This window comes from Sneathiella sp. (assembly GCF_047631475.1).
Classification (GTDB): domain Bacteria; phylum Pseudomonadota; class Alphaproteobacteria; order Sneathiellales; family Sneathiellaceae; genus Sneathiella.
The window spans coordinates 1-15262 of sequence record NZ_JBLHZT010000003.1; the positions used below are offsets into that span (position 1 = coordinate 1).

13 protein-coding genes are annotated in these 15262 nt (G+C 48.3%); 11 read left to right on the plus strand and 2 right to left on the minus strand.

All coding sequences use genetic code 11. The features are described 5' to 3' along the window. Window positions 1–184 precede the first annotated feature (184 nt). Window positions 185–1609, plus strand: a complete 1425-nt coding sequence (locus ACJAYR_RS01610; RefSeq protein WP_415235109.1) for a DegQ family serine endoprotease — start codon at window positions 185–187, stop codon at window positions 1607–1609. A 73-nt stretch (window positions 1610–1682) separates the two neighbouring features. On the opposite strand, the gene serB is transcribed toward ACJAYR_RS01610, so the two are convergent. After that, complete coding sequence (serB, locus tag ACJAYR_RS01615; RefSeq protein WP_415234986.1) at window positions 1683–2570, minus strand: phosphoserine phosphatase SerB; 888 nt, start codon at window positions 2568–2570, stop codon at window positions 1683–1685. A gap of 29 nt (window positions 2571–2599) precedes the next feature. Between serB and miaA the strand changes: the two genes are divergently transcribed. From miaA to ilvC, 4 genes are all read left to right on the plus strand, one after another. Beyond that, window positions 2600–3565 (plus strand): tRNA (adenosine(37)-N6)-dimethylallyltransferase MiaA, encoded by a 966-nt coding sequence (gene miaA / locus ACJAYR_RS01620; RefSeq protein WP_415234987.1) that lies wholly within the window; start codon window positions 2600–2602, stop codon window positions 3563–3565. A 146-nt stretch (window positions 3566–3711) separates the two neighbouring features. After that, window positions 3712–5475 (plus strand): acetolactate synthase 3 large subunit, encoded by a 1764-nt coding sequence (locus tag ACJAYR_RS01625; protein ID WP_169544689.1) that lies wholly within the window; start codon window positions 3712–3714, stop codon window positions 5473–5475. Window positions 5476–5548: 73 nt separating this feature from the next. Continuing rightward, window positions 5549–6073, plus strand: a complete 525-nt coding sequence (gene ilvN, locus ACJAYR_RS01630) for an acetolactate synthase small subunit (RefSeq protein ID WP_169544690.1) — start codon at window positions 5549–5551, stop codon at window positions 6071–6073. Between the two features lie 40 nt (window positions 6074–6113). Continuing rightward, window positions 6114–7142: a ketol-acid reductoisomerase gene (gene ilvC / locus ACJAYR_RS01635; RefSeq protein ID WP_169544691.1), complete on the plus strand. Its 1029-nt coding sequence runs from the start codon at window positions 6114–6116 to the stop codon at window positions 7140–7142. 126 nt (window positions 7143–7268) lie between these two features. On the opposite strand, the gene ACJAYR_RS01640 is transcribed toward ilvC, so the two are convergent. Continuing rightward, window positions 7269–7721 carry a cache domain-containing protein gene (locus tag ACJAYR_RS01640; protein WP_169544692.1) on the minus strand — a complete coding sequence of 151 codons (453 nt, stop codon included), beginning with the start codon at window positions 7719–7721 and terminating at the stop codon, window positions 7269–7271. 628 nt (window positions 7722–8349) lie between these two features. Here ACJAYR_RS01640 and ACJAYR_RS01645 point away from each other — a divergent pair. From ACJAYR_RS01645 to ACJAYR_RS01670, 6 genes are all read left to right on the plus strand, one after another. Continuing rightward, a complete protein-coding gene (locus ACJAYR_RS01645; RefSeq protein WP_169544693.1) occupies window positions 8350–9390 on the plus strand; it encodes a rod shape-determining protein in 1041 nt (346 codons plus the stop codon). Window positions 9391–9445: 55 nt separating this feature from the next. Then, window positions 9446–10336, plus strand: a complete 891-nt coding sequence (gene mreC, locus ACJAYR_RS01650) for a rod shape-determining protein MreC (RefSeq protein WP_169544694.1) — start codon at window positions 9446–9448, stop codon at window positions 10334–10336. 17 nt (window positions 10337–10353) lie between these two features. Next, window positions 10354–10875, plus strand: coding sequence for a rod shape-determining protein MreD (gene mreD, locus ACJAYR_RS01655; RefSeq protein WP_415234988.1), 522 nt, complete (start codon window positions 10354–10356; stop codon window positions 10873–10875). Between the two features lies 1 nt (window position 10876). Beyond that, window positions 10877–12778, plus strand: a complete 1902-nt coding sequence (gene mrdA / locus ACJAYR_RS01660; RefSeq protein ID WP_415234989.1) for a penicillin-binding protein 2 — start codon at window positions 10877–10879, stop codon at window positions 12776–12778. Continuing rightward, entirely contained in the window at window positions 12771–13904 is a 1134-nt protein-coding gene (gene rodA, locus ACJAYR_RS01665; RefSeq protein ID WP_415234990.1) for a rod shape-determining protein RodA, read from the plus strand. The genes mrdA and rodA overlap by 8 nt, the downstream gene beginning before the upstream one ends. 175 nt (window positions 13905–14079) lie before the next feature. Beyond that, the gene (locus ACJAYR_RS01670; protein WP_415234991.1) at window positions 14080–15261 is read left to right on the plus strand and encodes a YeeE/YedE family protein; all 1182 of its coding nucleotides are present in this window, start codon (window positions 14080–14082) and stop codon (window positions 15259–15261) included. Window position 15262: the final 1 nt, after the last annotated feature.

Genomic DNA, 15262 nt, shown 5'->3' on the forward strand with positions numbered 1-15262 from the left:
AGAGAGCTTAAGTATTGAGAGACGCGATATCGCAGCCCAGGGTCTGCATGTCCGTTTAGGAAATGACGGAAGGATTGTAACGTTGTACACACCTAATCAAAGATCAAGTAGAACCGGACCTGTGTCTTCCGTGTCTGTTGCTGAAGACGCAAAGATTATTTCAGAAAAACGCTTCCCGATTTTAATGGCAGCAACTGCGTTTGTTGTTTGCGCGTTTTTTGCTTTTAATGTTTCTGCGCGCGGGGCGCCTGACAGTTTTGCGGATCTTGCGGAAAAATTGTCGCCAGCAGTTGTCAATATTTCAACAACACAAATTGTCAAGACAGAGCGCGGCGGTGGAAATTTTCCGCAGTTTCCTCCGGGACATCCGTTCGAAGATTTTTTCAAGGATTTTGGTGGTAAAGGGAAAAACGGTCAAAAAGAGCGTCGTGCGACCTCTCTCGGCTCGGGTTTTGTTATCGATGCAGATGAGGGTCTGGTCGTTACGAACAATCATGTGATCGACGGTGCCGATGAAATCTATGTGATTTTTCAGGACGGTGAAAAAGTTCCTGCCAAGCTTGTTGGAACTGATCCCAAAACGGATCTGGCGGTATTAAACATTGATCCAAAGGAAAAAGACCTGGTCGCTGTCCCGTGGGGAAATAGTGATAAATCCCGTGTTGGTGACTGGGTCATGGCGATCGGAAACCCTTTTGGTCTGGGGGGAACTGTCACGGCGGGTATTATTTCTGCGCGTGGACGGGATATTCGTTCCGGCCCTTATGATGACTATATTCAAACGGATGCTTCGATCAACAAAGGGAATTCCGGCGGGCCGCTTTTTAATATGGACGGCGAAGTCATTGGCATTAATACGGCTATCTTCTCGCAGTCTGGAGGCAGTATCGGAATTGGCTTTGCTGTTCCCTCTACACTGGCGAAGACGGTTATTAGTCAGCTGGTAGAATTTGGTCAGACCCGTCGCGGCTGGTTGGGCGTTGTCATCCAAAACGTCACAGAAGAACTTGCCGAAGGTCTTGGTCTGAGTAATACAGATGGCGTTCTGGTCGCTGGTGTTCCCGAAGATGGACCAGCTTTTAAAGCCGGCATTAAAGCGGGTGACGTTATTTTGACCTTTAATGGTCAGGAAGTTAGCGAGACACGTGAACTTTCGCGGGTCGTTGCAGAAACGTCTGTTGGTGCCGATGTTGATGTTGAACTTTGGCGGAACGGTGAAAAGATTACGAAGTCCGTTCAACTGGGCGAGCTTGAGAAAGCTGAGACAGAACTTGCCAGTGCAAGCCCCGGTGATCTGAATAAAGAACTGACGGCAGAAATCATGGGAATGCGATTGGCCACCGTTACGGATCAGGTACGTCAGGAGTTTAAGCTCAGTGATGAAGTTGAAGGCGTTATCGTTGTTGATGTGGATGAAAGTTCCGAAGCTGGCGAAAAGGATATTCGTCCAGGAGACCAGATTTTGGAAGTTCAGTTGAAGCCGGTTAAGAATATTGTTGATGTAAAGAAAACATTGAGTGAAGCAAGCAAATCTGATCGTAAGTCTGTATTGATGTTGATTAAACGCGGCGTGTCTTCAAGATTTGTTGCATTGAGTACGGAAAAATAAATATCTTCCGTACTAAAAACTAAAAAAGCCCCGTCAATTCTGGCGGGGCTTTTTTTAGGATCTTTTGTTGCGTTTAACGGATGAATTCTTCAGCACGATAGCCTTGATAAAATAAGAGGGTTGTAAGATCACCAAATCGAATGCTGGCATCTGCCGCTTTCTCAGCCGCGGGTTTCGCATGATAAGAGACCCCCAATCCGGCAGCTTCGATCATTGGGATGTCATTAGCACCGTCACCGATTGCGGCCACGTCCTCCGTTTGAAGATTTAGTTCCGCTTTTAAACGGTTCAGATTATCAAGTTTGGCCTGTGAGTTTAAAATAGGTTCAGCCGCTTCCCCTGTTAGTTTGCCATTTTCAAACAAAAGGCGATTGCTGTCATCCATATCGAAGCCGGTTATTTCCCGTACTCTGGATGTGAAGAAAGTGAAGCCACCTGATACCAATGCTGTATAAGCGCCGTTTGCTTTCATTGTGCGAACCAGTGTTCGGGCGCCGGGCGTTAGTCGAACCCGCTGCTCGAACGTTTTCTGAAGTGTTTCTTCGGGTAGACCCTTTAACATGGCAACTCTGGCCTTGAAGGCTTCATTGAAATCCAGCTCGCCGTTCATCGCTTTCTCGGTAATCGCAGAAACCTCTGCCTTTAATCCGGCAAAATCAGCGAGTTCATCGATACATTCAACGGTGATGATGGTGCTATCCATATCGGCGAGCATCAGTTTCTTTTTACGGCCCTGTTTCGGTTGCAGGCAATAATCCGCTTTATCCGTAAATTCTGTTATCAACTCTAAACTGAAGTCTTTCCCAACATACAGATCACAGGCAATTTCCAGGGCGAGCCAGTCCAATTTTTCGATTTCAACATGGGCGTCTGTTAAGCTAGCCACCAATTGATCAACTATGCTAGAGAAAGGACGATCGTTATTTGGGTTGGCAACAAGTGTCAGGACTTTGGTTGTCATTTTTGCACCGCTATTTGTCGGATATTTCTATGGATCAGGAAACCTTAAACCAAAAAGGTTGCGTTCTTTTAGCAGGACCAACCGCCAGCGGCAAATCCGCATTGGCAATTTCTTTGGCCAGAGAATTCGATGGTGTCGTGATCAATGCGGACAGCATGCAGATTTACAAGGGGTTGCGGGTAATAACGGCTCGCCCGAGTGAAGAAGAGGAAAGCCTCGCACCGCACCGGCTGTACGGTGTGTTGGAGCCTGATGATTTTTGCTCAGCGGCCCGATGGCGGGACATGGCGCTTGCAGAAATTGAACAGTGCCACACCGATAACAAGCTTCCCATTCTGGTTGGTGGAACGGGGCTATATTTCGAAATATTGACGAAGGGTATCGCAGAAATACCGCCAATATCGGAAAAATTACGATCGGACCTGAGAGAGTTGCAGCGGCGCGAAGGAAATGAAGTTATCCAAAAGCGCCTACAGACAAAAGATCCGGAAATGGCAGAGAAGCTCAACATTGGTGATTCTCAGCGTCTGTTGCGCGCGCTGGAGGTTGTTGAAGAAACGGGTGTTCCGCTGGGGGACTGGCATAAACGGGCCGCAGATGGCCCTGTTTTAACCTGTCCGCGTGCGTGGTTGGCGCTGACGCCGGATCGGGAATGGTTGTATGATCGGTGCAATCGTCGTCTGGACTGGATGGTAGAAGAAGGGGGGGCAGTCGAGGAAGTCGCAGCTTTTTTGGGCTTGAACCTTGATCCTTCCCTGCCGTCCATGAAGGCTTTGGGTGTGCCAGAAATATCAGATTATCTAAAGAATTCAATCACTAAAGAAGAAATGCTGGAACGCGCAAAACGCCAGACACGGCGATACGCAAAGCGCCAGCTGACGTGGGTTCGGAACAAGATGACGGATGCGAAAACCTCGTCTGCGCAAGATTTGGAAAGTTTGAAGGCTGATTTCTTTTCATTTATTCGCCATTTTTTGTTGACCGGTGAAGGGTGAGGGGTTAGGTTCGCGCACATGGCCCAGCTGTTTTGATGGAATAAACATAAGGCTGGCCAGTGTTTACCGCTCGGGTTAAAATCCGGGCGCTTTTTTATCGCAAAAATAATTTATTTATGCCGTTTAACAGAGATTAGGGAAATCCCATGGCAAATCAGGAAATGACCGGAGCAGGAATCGTAATCAAAGCGCTTATAGATCAGGGCGTGGAAGTGATTTTCGGATATCCTGGCGGCGCTGTGCTTCCTCTGTATGATGAGCTGTTCAAGCAAAACAGCATTCGGCACATTCTTGTTCGGCAAGAAGGTGGCGCTGTCCACGCAGCAGAAGGATATGCGCGTTCGACAGGTAAGCCAGGTGTGGTGCTTGTGACATCTGGCCCAGGCGCGACGAATGCTGTGACAGGTCTTGCGGACGCCTTGTTGGATAGTATCCCGATTATTTGCCTGACGGGTCAGGTGGCGACGCATTTGATCGGCAATGACGCCTTTCAGGAAGCGGATACAATTGGCATCACTCGTCCGGTGACCAAACATAATTATCTGGTAAAAGACGTGAAAGACATGGCCAAAACGGTGCATGAAGCATTTCACGTGGCGACAACAGGTAGGCCCGGTCCCGTTGTGATCGATCTTCCAAAAGATGTTCAATTTGCGCCGGGTGAATATACGCCGCCCACTTTGATCAAACACAAGAATTATGCCCCGCAAATCAAGGGTGATCTTGGTGCAATCAAAGAAGCCGTCAAGTTGATTGCTGGTGCGAAGAAACCGATTTTCTATTCTGGCGGCGGCGTCATCAACTCTGGACCAAAGGCATCGAAGCTGCTGACGCAACTTGTCCGGATGACAGGTTATCCGATCACCAGTACGCTCATGGGGCTTGGTGCCTATCCCGCGTCGGATAAGCAGTTCCTTGGCATGCTTGGTATGCATGGTACTTATCAGGCAAATAACGCAATGCATGACTGTGATGTTATGGTGTGTGTGGGCGCACGCTTTGATGATCGTATTACTGGGCGGCTGGACGCGTTTTCGCCAAACTCAAAGAAAATTCATATCGATATTGATCCATCCTCAATCAATAAAAACATTCAGGTGGACATTCCGATTATCGGAGACGTTGCCCATGTGCTTGAAGATATGGTCAAAGTATGGAAATCCGAAGTCTGTAAGCCTAACGCCAAAGCATTGACGCAATGGTGGAAGGTTATCGATGAATGGCGGGCACGGGATTGCCTGAAATTCACGCAAGAAGGTACGACGATCAAACCGCAGTATGCACTGTCTCGTTTGAACGAATTGACCAAGGGTATGGATCGGTATTTTACAACAGAAGTTGGCCAGCACCAAATGTGGGCGGCGCAATATCTCGAGTTTGAAGAGCCAAACCGCTGGATGACCTCCGGGGGGTTGGGGACAATGGGCTACGGCCTGCCGTCGGCAATGGGTGTTCAGATTGCCCATCCTGATGCGCTTGTTGTCGATGTTGCCGGAGAGGCATCAACTATGATGAATATCCAGGAAATGGCGACCATCATTCAATATAGACTTCCTGTGAAAATCTTCATTTTGAACAATGAATATATGGGCATGGTCCGCCAGTGGCAGGAATTGCTGCATGGGGGTCGCTATTCTGAAAGCTACATGGAAAGCCTGCCCGATTTTGTCAAACTGGCTGAAGCGTTCGGCGCCACTGGATTGCGGTGTTCAGAACCGGATAAAGTCGACGATTGCATCAAAGAGATGCTGGCAATCGACGGCCCTGTTCTGGTGGATATGCTGGTGGACAAACAGGAAAATGTGTTCCCGATGGTTCCCTCTGGTGCTGCGCACAATGAAATGTTGCTCGCCGATGACAAGGAAGGCGAAGGCCCCGAAATCACCGCTGAAGGGATGTCCTTGGTATAACAAGAGACAATATACCTGAATTACTATACATACAGGGTACCTTTTTCTGCCCTCAATAAAGAACGCATGGACAATGATACAGAAAACTGAAATTCACCGGCACACGATTGCGGTTCTCGTTGATAATGAATTCGGCGTTTTGTCGCGAGTTGTTGGCTTGTTCTCAGGCCGTGGCTACAATATCGAGAGCCTGACAGTGGCAAAAGTGGACGAGGATGAAAACCTTTCCCGGATCACAATCGTGACAACTGGAACATTGATGGTTATTGAGCAGATAAAAGCGCAGCTGGAACGCTTGGTTCCGGTCAGCCGGATTGCTGATTTGACGTTGGATGGACCAAGTGTTGAACGGGAAATGGCGCTTGTGAAAGTTGAGGGCGCAGGGGACAAACGCGTTGAAGCTCTTCGGATTGCCGATATCTTTCGGGCTCGGCCAGTTGATACAACGGCGACGTCTTTCGTTTTTGAAGTGACAGGCGTGCGCGGCAAGGTAAAAGAGTTTATTAATCTGATGGGCAAACTGGGCCGCACAGAAGTGTGTCGTACAGGGATCGTCGCGGTAAAACGTGGACACGATACCATTCACAAAACCAAATAAAAATTTGAACTTCGGTCATTGGACCAAATATCGAGAAGGAATGAAGGAAATGCGCGTTTATTATGACAGCGATGCAGACGTTAATCTGATCAAAGGAAAAAATGTTGTCATCGTTGGCTATGGTAGCCAGGGCCATGCCCATGCAAATAACCTGAAAGACTCAGGGGTTGCCAATGTGGCTGTTGCCCTGCGTGCAGATAGTGGTTCTGTTAAAAAAGCAGAAGGCGCTGGTCTGAAAGTGATGACACCTGCGGAAGCTGCCGCTTGGGGTGATGTTATCATGATGTTGACGCCAGATGAGCTGCAGGCTGATATCTATGAACAGGATCTAGCGCCAAACATGAAGCCAGGCGCGGCTCTTGTTTTTGCCCATGGTCTGAACGTTCACTTTAATCTGATTGAACCAAAAGCAGACATGGATGTTTTCATGATTGCACCAAAAGGCCCTGGTCACACTGTTCGTTCTGAATATCAGCGCGGTGGCGGTGTTCCTTGTCTGGTTGCTGTTCATCAGGACGCCTCTGGAAATGCGCTGGATATTGCTCTTTCTTATGCATCTGCGATCGGTGGTGGCCGTGCAGGTATCATTGAAACATCGTTCAAAGAAGAATGTGAAACAGACCTGTTTGGTGAGCAGGCCGTTCTTTGTGGTGGTCTTGTTGAACTGATCCGGGCCGGATTTGAAACACTGGTTGAAGCGGGCTACGCACCAGAAATGGCATATTTTGAATGCCTGCATGAAGTGAAACTTATTGTCGACCTCATGTATGAAGGCGGCATTGCCAACATGAATTACTCTATTTCAAATACAGCGGAATACGGTGAGTATGTGACTGGCCCACGTATCATTACGCCTGAGACAAAAGCGGAAATGAAACGGGTTCTGGACGATATTCAGACCGGTAAATTCACCCGTGACTTCATGCTGGAAAATAAAGTTCGCCAGCCATTCCTGAAAGCAACCCGTTCTTTGAACGATGCCCATCAGATTGAAGAAGTTGGTGCCAAATTGCGTTCCATGATGTCTTGGATCGGTGAAAATGCGATGGTTGATAAATCTAAAAACTAATTTTAGAGACTATCTATCTGACCAAATAAAAAACCGGGGCTTTTAACAAAGCTCCGGTTTTTTCGGGAAGACACAAAAAAAGCCGGTATTTTCATACCGGCTTTTTTGTTGTTTACCAGATCACTGTTATTCGTAATACCCGATCATCAGGAACACATCGCCTACTACTTTAATGTAAGTCTGCTTCTGTGCAATTTTCTTTGTTTCTGGGTGTGGCCACTTGTAGTCAACCCAGCCGGACCCTTTTTCATCAGCAACTTTGTACATTTCAACAAGAATGAGTTTCCCGTCGATGTCTTTCAGTTTCATCAGGTTCTTACCAACAAGCTTTGGATTTACAGCATGAAATTCATTTAGTTTGCTGTCCATACCATACGCTGCAATGTAGAATTCACCTTTATAGAAATCGCCGCCTTTTACTGAGAAGTCTTTGTAGGCCTGTTCTTTTCCAACCTTGGAAAAATGGGCCGCTGCCGCATCAAGCATGGAAACAACGGTGTCTTTTTTACCATCTGCATGGGCAGTTCCCATAGCAACCATGAAAACCAATGTGGTGAGCATCATCAATTTTTTAAACATACTTTGATCCTTCGTTCCTCTAAAACGGCCAATGCCGAATTGATGAAGGGTTTTTATAATAGGAGGCCTTAATAAACAGTAAAATATATCAGTGATATTCGAATATAGTGTTTGGCCAAGTCTGTGCCAAAATCATCTATTTTGGCAGTGGACGGGCACTTGATTTTCAACTGCATGACGTTAGAAAACGAATTGAGCGCGGTGCGTAAAAAAAAATGGGGGGATTGAAATGGGCGAATTAGAACAATCGAAGATAAGGCGCTGGATCTTGATTGCCATAGCCGCAAAGCTCTTCCTGTTAGTAGTCGCCTTTCTTGGTGTGCATTTTTACCTTCAATCATAGATTTTCTCTTTTTTCTAGTGGTTTATCCAAAATTCGGTTGCACGGCGCGCGTGAAAGGGCGTAAACAGAATTAATAATAGTTGGAAAATATTAACCATCATCTGACATACCCGTTGATGTGTTCGTAAATACTGTTATTTTCAGGTGCTAGCGAACAGGCTTAAGGGCAGGTGTGCGATCGGTTGGTTGAGTTGTAATTCAGGGCGATCCGGCGATACCTGATATAATTGGGAATTTTGAAGGGCAGGGGGGCTTGCTCTTTATTAAAGTGAGTGAGGCAATTTAATGTTTTCCAAAATGCTCGGCATGCTTTCCGCTGACATGGCAATCGATCTCGGGACAGCGAACACCCTTGTATATGTAAAGGGACGTGGCATCGTTTTGAACGAACCGTCAGTCGTTGCCATTATTCATAGGCAAGGAAAGAAACAGGTTCTGGCTGTTGGTGATGAAGCGAAAATGATGCTGGGTCGTACACCTGGAAACATTGAAGCCATTCGACCATTGCGCGACGGTGTGATTGCCGATTTTGAAATTGCCGAAGAAATGATCAAGCACTTCATTCAAAAAGTGCACAATAGACGATCATTCGCAAGACCACAGGTTATTATTTGCGTGCCATCCGGATCAACTGCTGTTGAGCGCAAGGCAATCCGGGATTCAGCTGAAAATGCAGGGGCCCGAGAAGTATTCCTTATCGAAGAACCTATGGCAGCCGCAATCGGCGCCGGTCTTCCCGTGACGGAACCGACCGGTTCAATGGTTGTTGATATTGGCGGTGGTACAACAGAGGTAGCTGTTTTGTCTCTGGGGGGTATCGTCTATGCGAAAAGTGTGCGTGTTGGCGGTGACAAGATGGACGAAGCCATCATCGCCTACATTCGCCGAAATCATAATCTATTGATCGGTGAAAGCTCGGCAGAGCGGATTAAGAAAACCATCGGTTCAGCCTGTCCTCCGGAAGATGGAAATGGGGAAACCATGGAAGTTAAAGGCCGGGATTTGATGAACGGCGTGCCGAAGGAACTTGTGATCAGTCAGCGACAAATCGCTGAAAGCCTTGCGGAGCCGGTTGGGGCCATTATCGAGGCGGTTAAAGTCGCCCTCGAACATACAGCGCCTGAACTTGCGGCGGATATCGTTGATAAAGGGATCGTTTTGACAGGTGGCGGCGGTTTGCTTGGCAATTTCGATTATGTTCTTCGTCATGCAACGGGCCTCCCGGTTTCAATCGCTGATGAGCCGCTATCATGCGTTGCAATAGGAACAGGGCGTGCCCTTGAAGAAATCAAGGCACTGCGCCATGTTCTAAGTGGAGATAACTAGGACTGGACGTGAGTGTTGGGGAACACTCAATTGAGAGTTATGCAGGAGTAGCTGAATGGCTTTAGGCCAAGGTACAGCATGGAAACTGGCCTTTCCGCTGAAAATTGTTTTTCAGCGCTTTGCTTTTTTGACACTCATTTGTGTGTCGATTGCCTTACTGGTTTTGGGTAAGGCTGATCTCGTGCTTATGGAACGGGTGCGAACGATCAGCACAGACGCGCTATCGCCCGTGCTTGGAACGCTTTCCCAGCCAGTTGACGCTATCAATAAAGGAATTACCCGCGTTAAAGAACTGGCGACGCTGGTTGAAGAAAACGAACGTCTAAGACGCGAAAACGAAAGGCTGCTGCGCTGGCAGGCCGTGAGCCGATCGCTGGATCAGGAAAACGAAAATTACCGACGTCTCCTTAACGTTTTGACCGATCCACTAGTATTGCCGATCTCTGCCCGAGTTGTTGGTGATTCCGGTGGCCCTTTTGTGCGAACCTTATTGTTAAGTGCTGGATCAAGAGATGGTATTCGCGTGGGACAAGCAGTGGTTGGCCCACTTGGACTGGTCGGGCGCATTGCCGAAACCGGTAAAAATTCTGCGCGGGTATTGCTGCTTACAGATTTGAACTCCCGTATTCCTGTCGTGTTGGAAAAATCGCGCCATAAAGGCATTTTGGTAGGCGATAACTCGACCTCGCCTACTTTGGAGTATCTGCCCAATAATGCCCAAGTGTCTGCGGGTGATCGGGTTGTCACATCTGGAGATGGGGCCATGCTACCAGCAGGCCGTCCGATCGGGATTGTATCGTCTGTTCGGGACGGACAAATCAGAATACAGACATTCGCTGACTGGGAACGTCTGGAATATGTCAGCGTGCTTCGGTACGACCTTCCCGGACTGACCGACCGGCATACTAATCCGGGTGACTTGGGTGAGAGCCTTCTCGGCGATTAGAGTGAAAGCGCATCTATATGCTTGAGCAGCCGCCAGTATCGTATCAGATTAATCAGGTCCTTAGAGGGAGTATCCCTTTTTGGTTGACCTTTCTGCTTGCCCTTTTAACTGTGGTTCCAATTCGTATCGATGGTTTTGCGGTTATCTCTCCGGCCTTGGTTTCAATGTCCGTTTTTTACTGGAGCCTGCATCGCCCTTATTTAATGGCGGCGCCCGTTGTCTTTTTTCTGGGTTTGATTTCGGATATTCTGACCGGAGTTCCCCTTGGTCTGTCTTCATTTATGCTTTTGATCGTTCATGGCGTTGCTGTTTCCCAGCGGCATGTTTTTGTCGGTAAAGCCTTTATCCTGACATGGTGGGGTTACTTGTTGATTGCGACTGGGATCAGCATGCTAACCTGGTTGATCGCTTGTATCTATTCATTGGCTCTGATGCCCTTTTTCCCGGTTTTGATCCAATTGATCATCACAGTTTTGATCTTCCCCGTGTTTGCTTGGTGCTTTGGCGCGATACAGCATAGCCTGTTGAAAGGCATTTGATATGCGCGGTAAAAGTAGCAAGGAAAAAGCTAAATTATTCACCCGACGATCATTAATGATGGCGGGAGGGCAGGCTGCGTTGATGTCGGTTTTGGCAGGCCGCCTATATTACCTGCAAGTTATTCAATCCAATGAATATACGATGATGGCGGACGAAAATCGGATGAATATCCGTTTGCTGGCGCCATTGCGGGGTCGGATATTGGATCGATTTGGCGATGAAATTGCAAGTAATCGGCAAAATTATCAGGTTGTTTTGATCCGTGAACAGACGGATAGCGTTGAGCAGACTTTGGACCGGTTGTCAGAATTGGTTCCTGTTCCGGAGCAGGATCGTGCGCGGGTTCTAAAAGAAACAAAACGCAAACGCGGTTTCGTTCCAATCACGGTGATGGATAACCTTAGTTGGGAAGAGTTTGCACGGATCAATGTTCACAGTCCTGAATTACCGGGTATTCAACTGGACGTCGGTCAAACCCGTTATTACCCCTATGGCCCTCTTTTTGCGCATACAGTCGGGTATGTTGGCGCGGTATCGGAGCGGGACCTTAAAAACCTTGAGCCAGATCCTTTGCTGGAGCTGCCGGGCTTTCGAATTGGCAAAAATGGGATTGAAAAATTTTATGATCTGCCACTGCGCGGCACCGCAGGTACAAGCCGTGTGGAGGCAAACGCTTATGGCCGGGTCATTCGTGAACTGGATCGTCAGGAAGGGCGCCCGGGAAATGATCTGGTTCTGACGATTGACGCTGAGTTGCAAAAATATACCGTTGAGCGAATGGGCGAAGAGAGTGCAGCCGCTGTTGTGATTGATATTCACACGGGTGATGTTTTGTCGATGGTGTCTGTTCCAAGCTTTGATCCCAATAGCTTTACAACGGGCATCAGCACAAAGGACTGGAAAGCTCTTCAAGGAAACCCTAAGAGGCCTCTTGGGAATAAAGCCGTTGCCGGACAATACCCCCCGGGTTCTACGTTTAAAATGATCGTTGCCCTGGCGGCATTGGAAAACGGGGCAATAACAATGGACCATGAGGTTTATTGCAACGGCTCGACAAAGCTTGGAAACCATAAATTCCATTGTTGGAAACGCGGCGGACATGGAAAGCTCAATCTGCGTGAATCCATCGAACAATCCTGCGATGTATTCTTTTACGATATTGCCCGGAAGGTCGGCATAGACAAGATTGCCGAGATGTCCAATCGCTTTGGCTTGGGCGAAAAATTGGGTCTGGATCTTCGAGGTGAAAAATCAGGCCTCATACCAACAACAGATTGGAAACGAGCAGTCCGAGGCGAGCGCTGGCAGGTTGGGGATACGTTTAATGCAGGGATTGGACAGGGATATGTCCTGTCGACCCCTTTGCAATTAGCGGTGATGACCGCTCGGCTTGCAAATGGTGGTAAGGCCGTGACGCCACGATTGGTAAAAAACAGTATGGAACAGGCTGACAATCCCACCCAAACAGAGGAACCGGCGGATATGGGGCTCAACAAGACGTTCCTTCGGTATGTTCAGGCCGGTATGTTCGATGTGGTTAACGGAAAACGCGGGACAGGACGTGGTTCCAAGATCAAGGTTGAAGGCTGGGAAATGGCGGGTAAGTCAGGAACCGCACAGGTCCGCCGAATTTCAAAGAAAGAACGGCTGACCGGGGTATTAAAATCGAGTGAGCGCGCGTGGAAGGAGCGGGATCATGCTCTTTTTGTTGCATACGCTCCGTATGACGAGCCGCGCTACGCGGTGTCAGTGATTGTTGAACATGGCGGCAGCGGATCGAAAGCTGCGGCCCCAATTGCCAGAGATTTGTTGAAAGCTGCATTGAGACTGGATCCAGTTCGGAATAAAGACCGCTCCAAATTTGTTAATAAACCCCAGAAGAAGGGGGAAACGGATGCTTAGAGAAATTGGTGCGCCGGAACAGAATTTGCCATTGGCGCGAAAAATCTGGGACATGAACTGGGGCTTTGTCCTTTTGATTTGCGCTGTTGCCTCCGTTGGCTTTGTGATGCTGTATTCCGCTGCAAATGGCAGTATTGAACCATGGGCCTCTCGGCAGATGATGCGGTTTGCGGCCGGCATGGTTATTATGTTCATCGTGGCGTTGGTCGATATCCGCATCTGGTTAAAGTTGGCGTATCCACTTTATGCTATTTCACTTCTAATGTTAGGTGCTGTTGAAATTATGGGGGTCGTCGGTATGGGCGCCAAACGATGGGTCGAGATTGGTCCCATTCAGGTGCAGCCGTCCGAAGTTGTAAAAATTACCCTGATTATGGCGATGGCGCGCTACTTCCATGGCTTATCAATGGATGACGTCCGGCGTATTCGCTGGCTTATTGTGCCCTTAATCTTGATTGCGATGCCAGCGGCTTTGGTGTTGCGTCAGCCTGATCTGGGAACAACACTCCTTCTTGTTGCCGGTGCCGGGATCGTTTTCTTTTGTGCGGGTGTTAGTATGTGGATGTTTGGTGCCGTTATCGGGATCGCTGTTCCAAGTGCATTTTTCGCTTATCAGTTTTTGTATGAATATCAACAGAAACGAATTCTGATTTTTCTCAATCCGGAATCCGATCCGCTGGGGGCGGGCTACCACATTATGCAGTCAAAAATTGCATTGGGATCGGGTGGGGTTTTTGGAAAAGGACTTGTTCAAGGGACACAAAGTCACCTGAATTATCTACCTGAAATGCGGACCGACTTTATTTTTAGCATGCTGGCAGAGGAATTTGGTTTGGTTGGCGGGCTGATCCTGTTTTCGCTTTATATTCTGCTGATTGCTTATGGGTATGCCATTGCGTATCGCTCTCGTAATCAATTTGGAAAGCTGATGGCCGTCGGTATGACAGGCGTCTTTTTCCTGTATGTGTTTATCAATATTGCCATGGTGATGGGGCTGGTTCCAGTCGTTGGTGTGCCGCTTCCGCTGATCTCATATGGTGGGACTTCAATGCTAACCCTGCTGGTTGGGTTCGGATTGATTATGAGTGTTTATTTGCATCGTGATATTGAAATACAGCGTAAATAGATAAATAAGCTTCCGGACGTATATCTGATTTTCACTTCGACATGTTCGTCGGAACGCTGCTCTCGGCAAATTGAACTGTATGTGAACAGATATTCCCTTACATTACCTCAATACCGGTCGTCGGACCTGCTGTTCTGACTGGGACCGCTATTCAGGTGCGGAAAAGGGTCGTTCAATGGCGATTGATAGTCATCTAAAAATATCAGGGTCGCGCCGATTTACAGCCGTTATGGCTGTAACGGCGGTGATGTTGACGGGCTTCTTTTTTACCTTCGCCAAACGTGACGCGATTGTCTTTTTTGTGATTGCCTTGGCTATGGGGCTGACCCTTTATCATGCCTCTTATAGTTTTAGCGCGGCCTACCGGAAATTCTTTATTCACCGGCAGGTGAGTGGAATAGACAGTCATTTATTGCTGGTTGCTTTAACAACGATCCTCTTTGCACCTGTCTTGTCGCAAGGGGTTGCATTTGGTGCGCCGGTCACTGGCGCGATCGCTCCTGCAGGCGTGGGCATGGCGTTTGGGGCTTTTCTCTTTGGGATCGGAATGCAACTCGGAGGAGCCTGTGCTTCAGGCAGTCTTTATACTGCAGGGTCAGGCAATCCCAGAATGATGATTGTTCTTGTTTTCTTTTGTGCGGGAGCATTTTGGGGCAGCCTCGATTTGAACTGGTGGCAGTCTTTACCCTCTCTTCCAGCTCTTTCGTTGGCGGGCACTGTTGGCTGGGAACTGGCTGTACCAATCCAGCTGGCGGTATTAGGGCTTTTATATTTTGCGCTGCAGAAATACCGGACCCAAGAAAAAGAAAGCCTGTCCAATGAAAGCGTGAGGACTGGCCCTTGCTGGACCGTGTTATTAAAAGGCCCGTGGCCATTGATTTGGGCTGCCATATCATTAGCCGTTTTAAATTGGCTCACGCTGGTGACAGCCGGGCACCCTTGGTCCATTACATGGGGGTTTACGCTTTGGGGTGCCAAAGTCGCAACCTTCCTGGGATGGGATCCGGCGACTAGTGTTTTTTGGGCGGATGGTTTTGCCTCCGGCGCGCTTCATCAATCTGTTTGGCATGACACAACCTCTGTAATGAATGTCGGGATAATGATCGGGGCCACGGCTGCAATGCTGATAAGCCGAAAAAGATCAGCAAAATGGGATCGGCGTTTGGGGCCACTGATTGCCGCCATCGTTGGGGGGCTGATGCTCGGATACGGTGCGCGTCTGGCATATGGCTGCAATATAGGAGCGTTCATCAGCGGTGCTGGATCGACAAGTTTGCATGGTTGGGTGTGGATTTTATGTGCCTTTCCAGGGAACTGGGTTGGAACGAGAGTTCGCCAGTATTTTCAACTGAACTAAA

Coding starts and splice junctions, on each gene's coding strand:
- mrdA (WP_415234989.1), top strand. CDS start 10,877: ATGCGCGGTAAAAGTAGCAAGGAAAAAGCTAAATTATTCACCCGACGA.
- miaA (WP_415234987.1), top strand. CDS start 2,600: ATGGATCAGGAAACCTTAAACCAAAAAGGTTGCGTTCTTTTAGCAGGA.
- ilvC (WP_169544691.1), top strand. CDS start 6,114: ATGAAGGAAATGCGCGTTTATTATGACAGCGATGCAGACGTTAATCTG.
- serB (WP_415234986.1), bottom strand. CDS start 2,570: ATGACAACCAAAGTCCTGACACTTGTTGCCAACCCAAATAACGATCGT.
- rodA (WP_415234990.1), top strand. CDS start 12,771: ATGCTTAGAGAAATTGGTGCGCCGGAACAGAATTTGCCATTGGCGCGA.
- ACJAYR_RS01670 (WP_415234991.1), top strand. CDS start 14,080: ATGGCGATTGATAGTCATCTAAAAATATCAGGGTCGCGCCGATTTACA.
- ACJAYR_RS01645 (WP_169544693.1), top strand. CDS start 8,350: ATGTTTTCCAAAATGCTCGGCATGCTTTCCGCTGACATGGCAATCGAT.
- ACJAYR_RS01610 (WP_415235109.1), top strand. CDS start 185: ATGGCAGCAACTGCGTTTGTTGTTTGCGCGTTTTTTGCTTTTAATGTT.
- ilvN (WP_169544690.1), top strand. CDS start 5,549: ATGATACAGAAAACTGAAATTCACCGGCACACGATTGCGGTTCTCGTT.
- mreC (WP_169544694.1), top strand. CDS start 9,446: ATGGCTTTAGGCCAAGGTACAGCATGGAAACTGGCCTTTCCGCTGAAA.
- ACJAYR_RS01625 (WP_169544689.1), top strand. CDS start 3,712: ATGGCAAATCAGGAAATGACCGGAGCAGGAATCGTAATCAAAGCGCTT.
- ACJAYR_RS01640 (WP_169544692.1), bottom strand. CDS start 7,721: ATGTTTAAAAAATTGATGATGCTCACCACATTGGTTTTCATGGTTGCT.
- mreD (WP_415234988.1), top strand. CDS start 10,354: ATGCTTGAGCAGCCGCCAGTATCGTATCAGATTAATCAGGTCCTTAGA.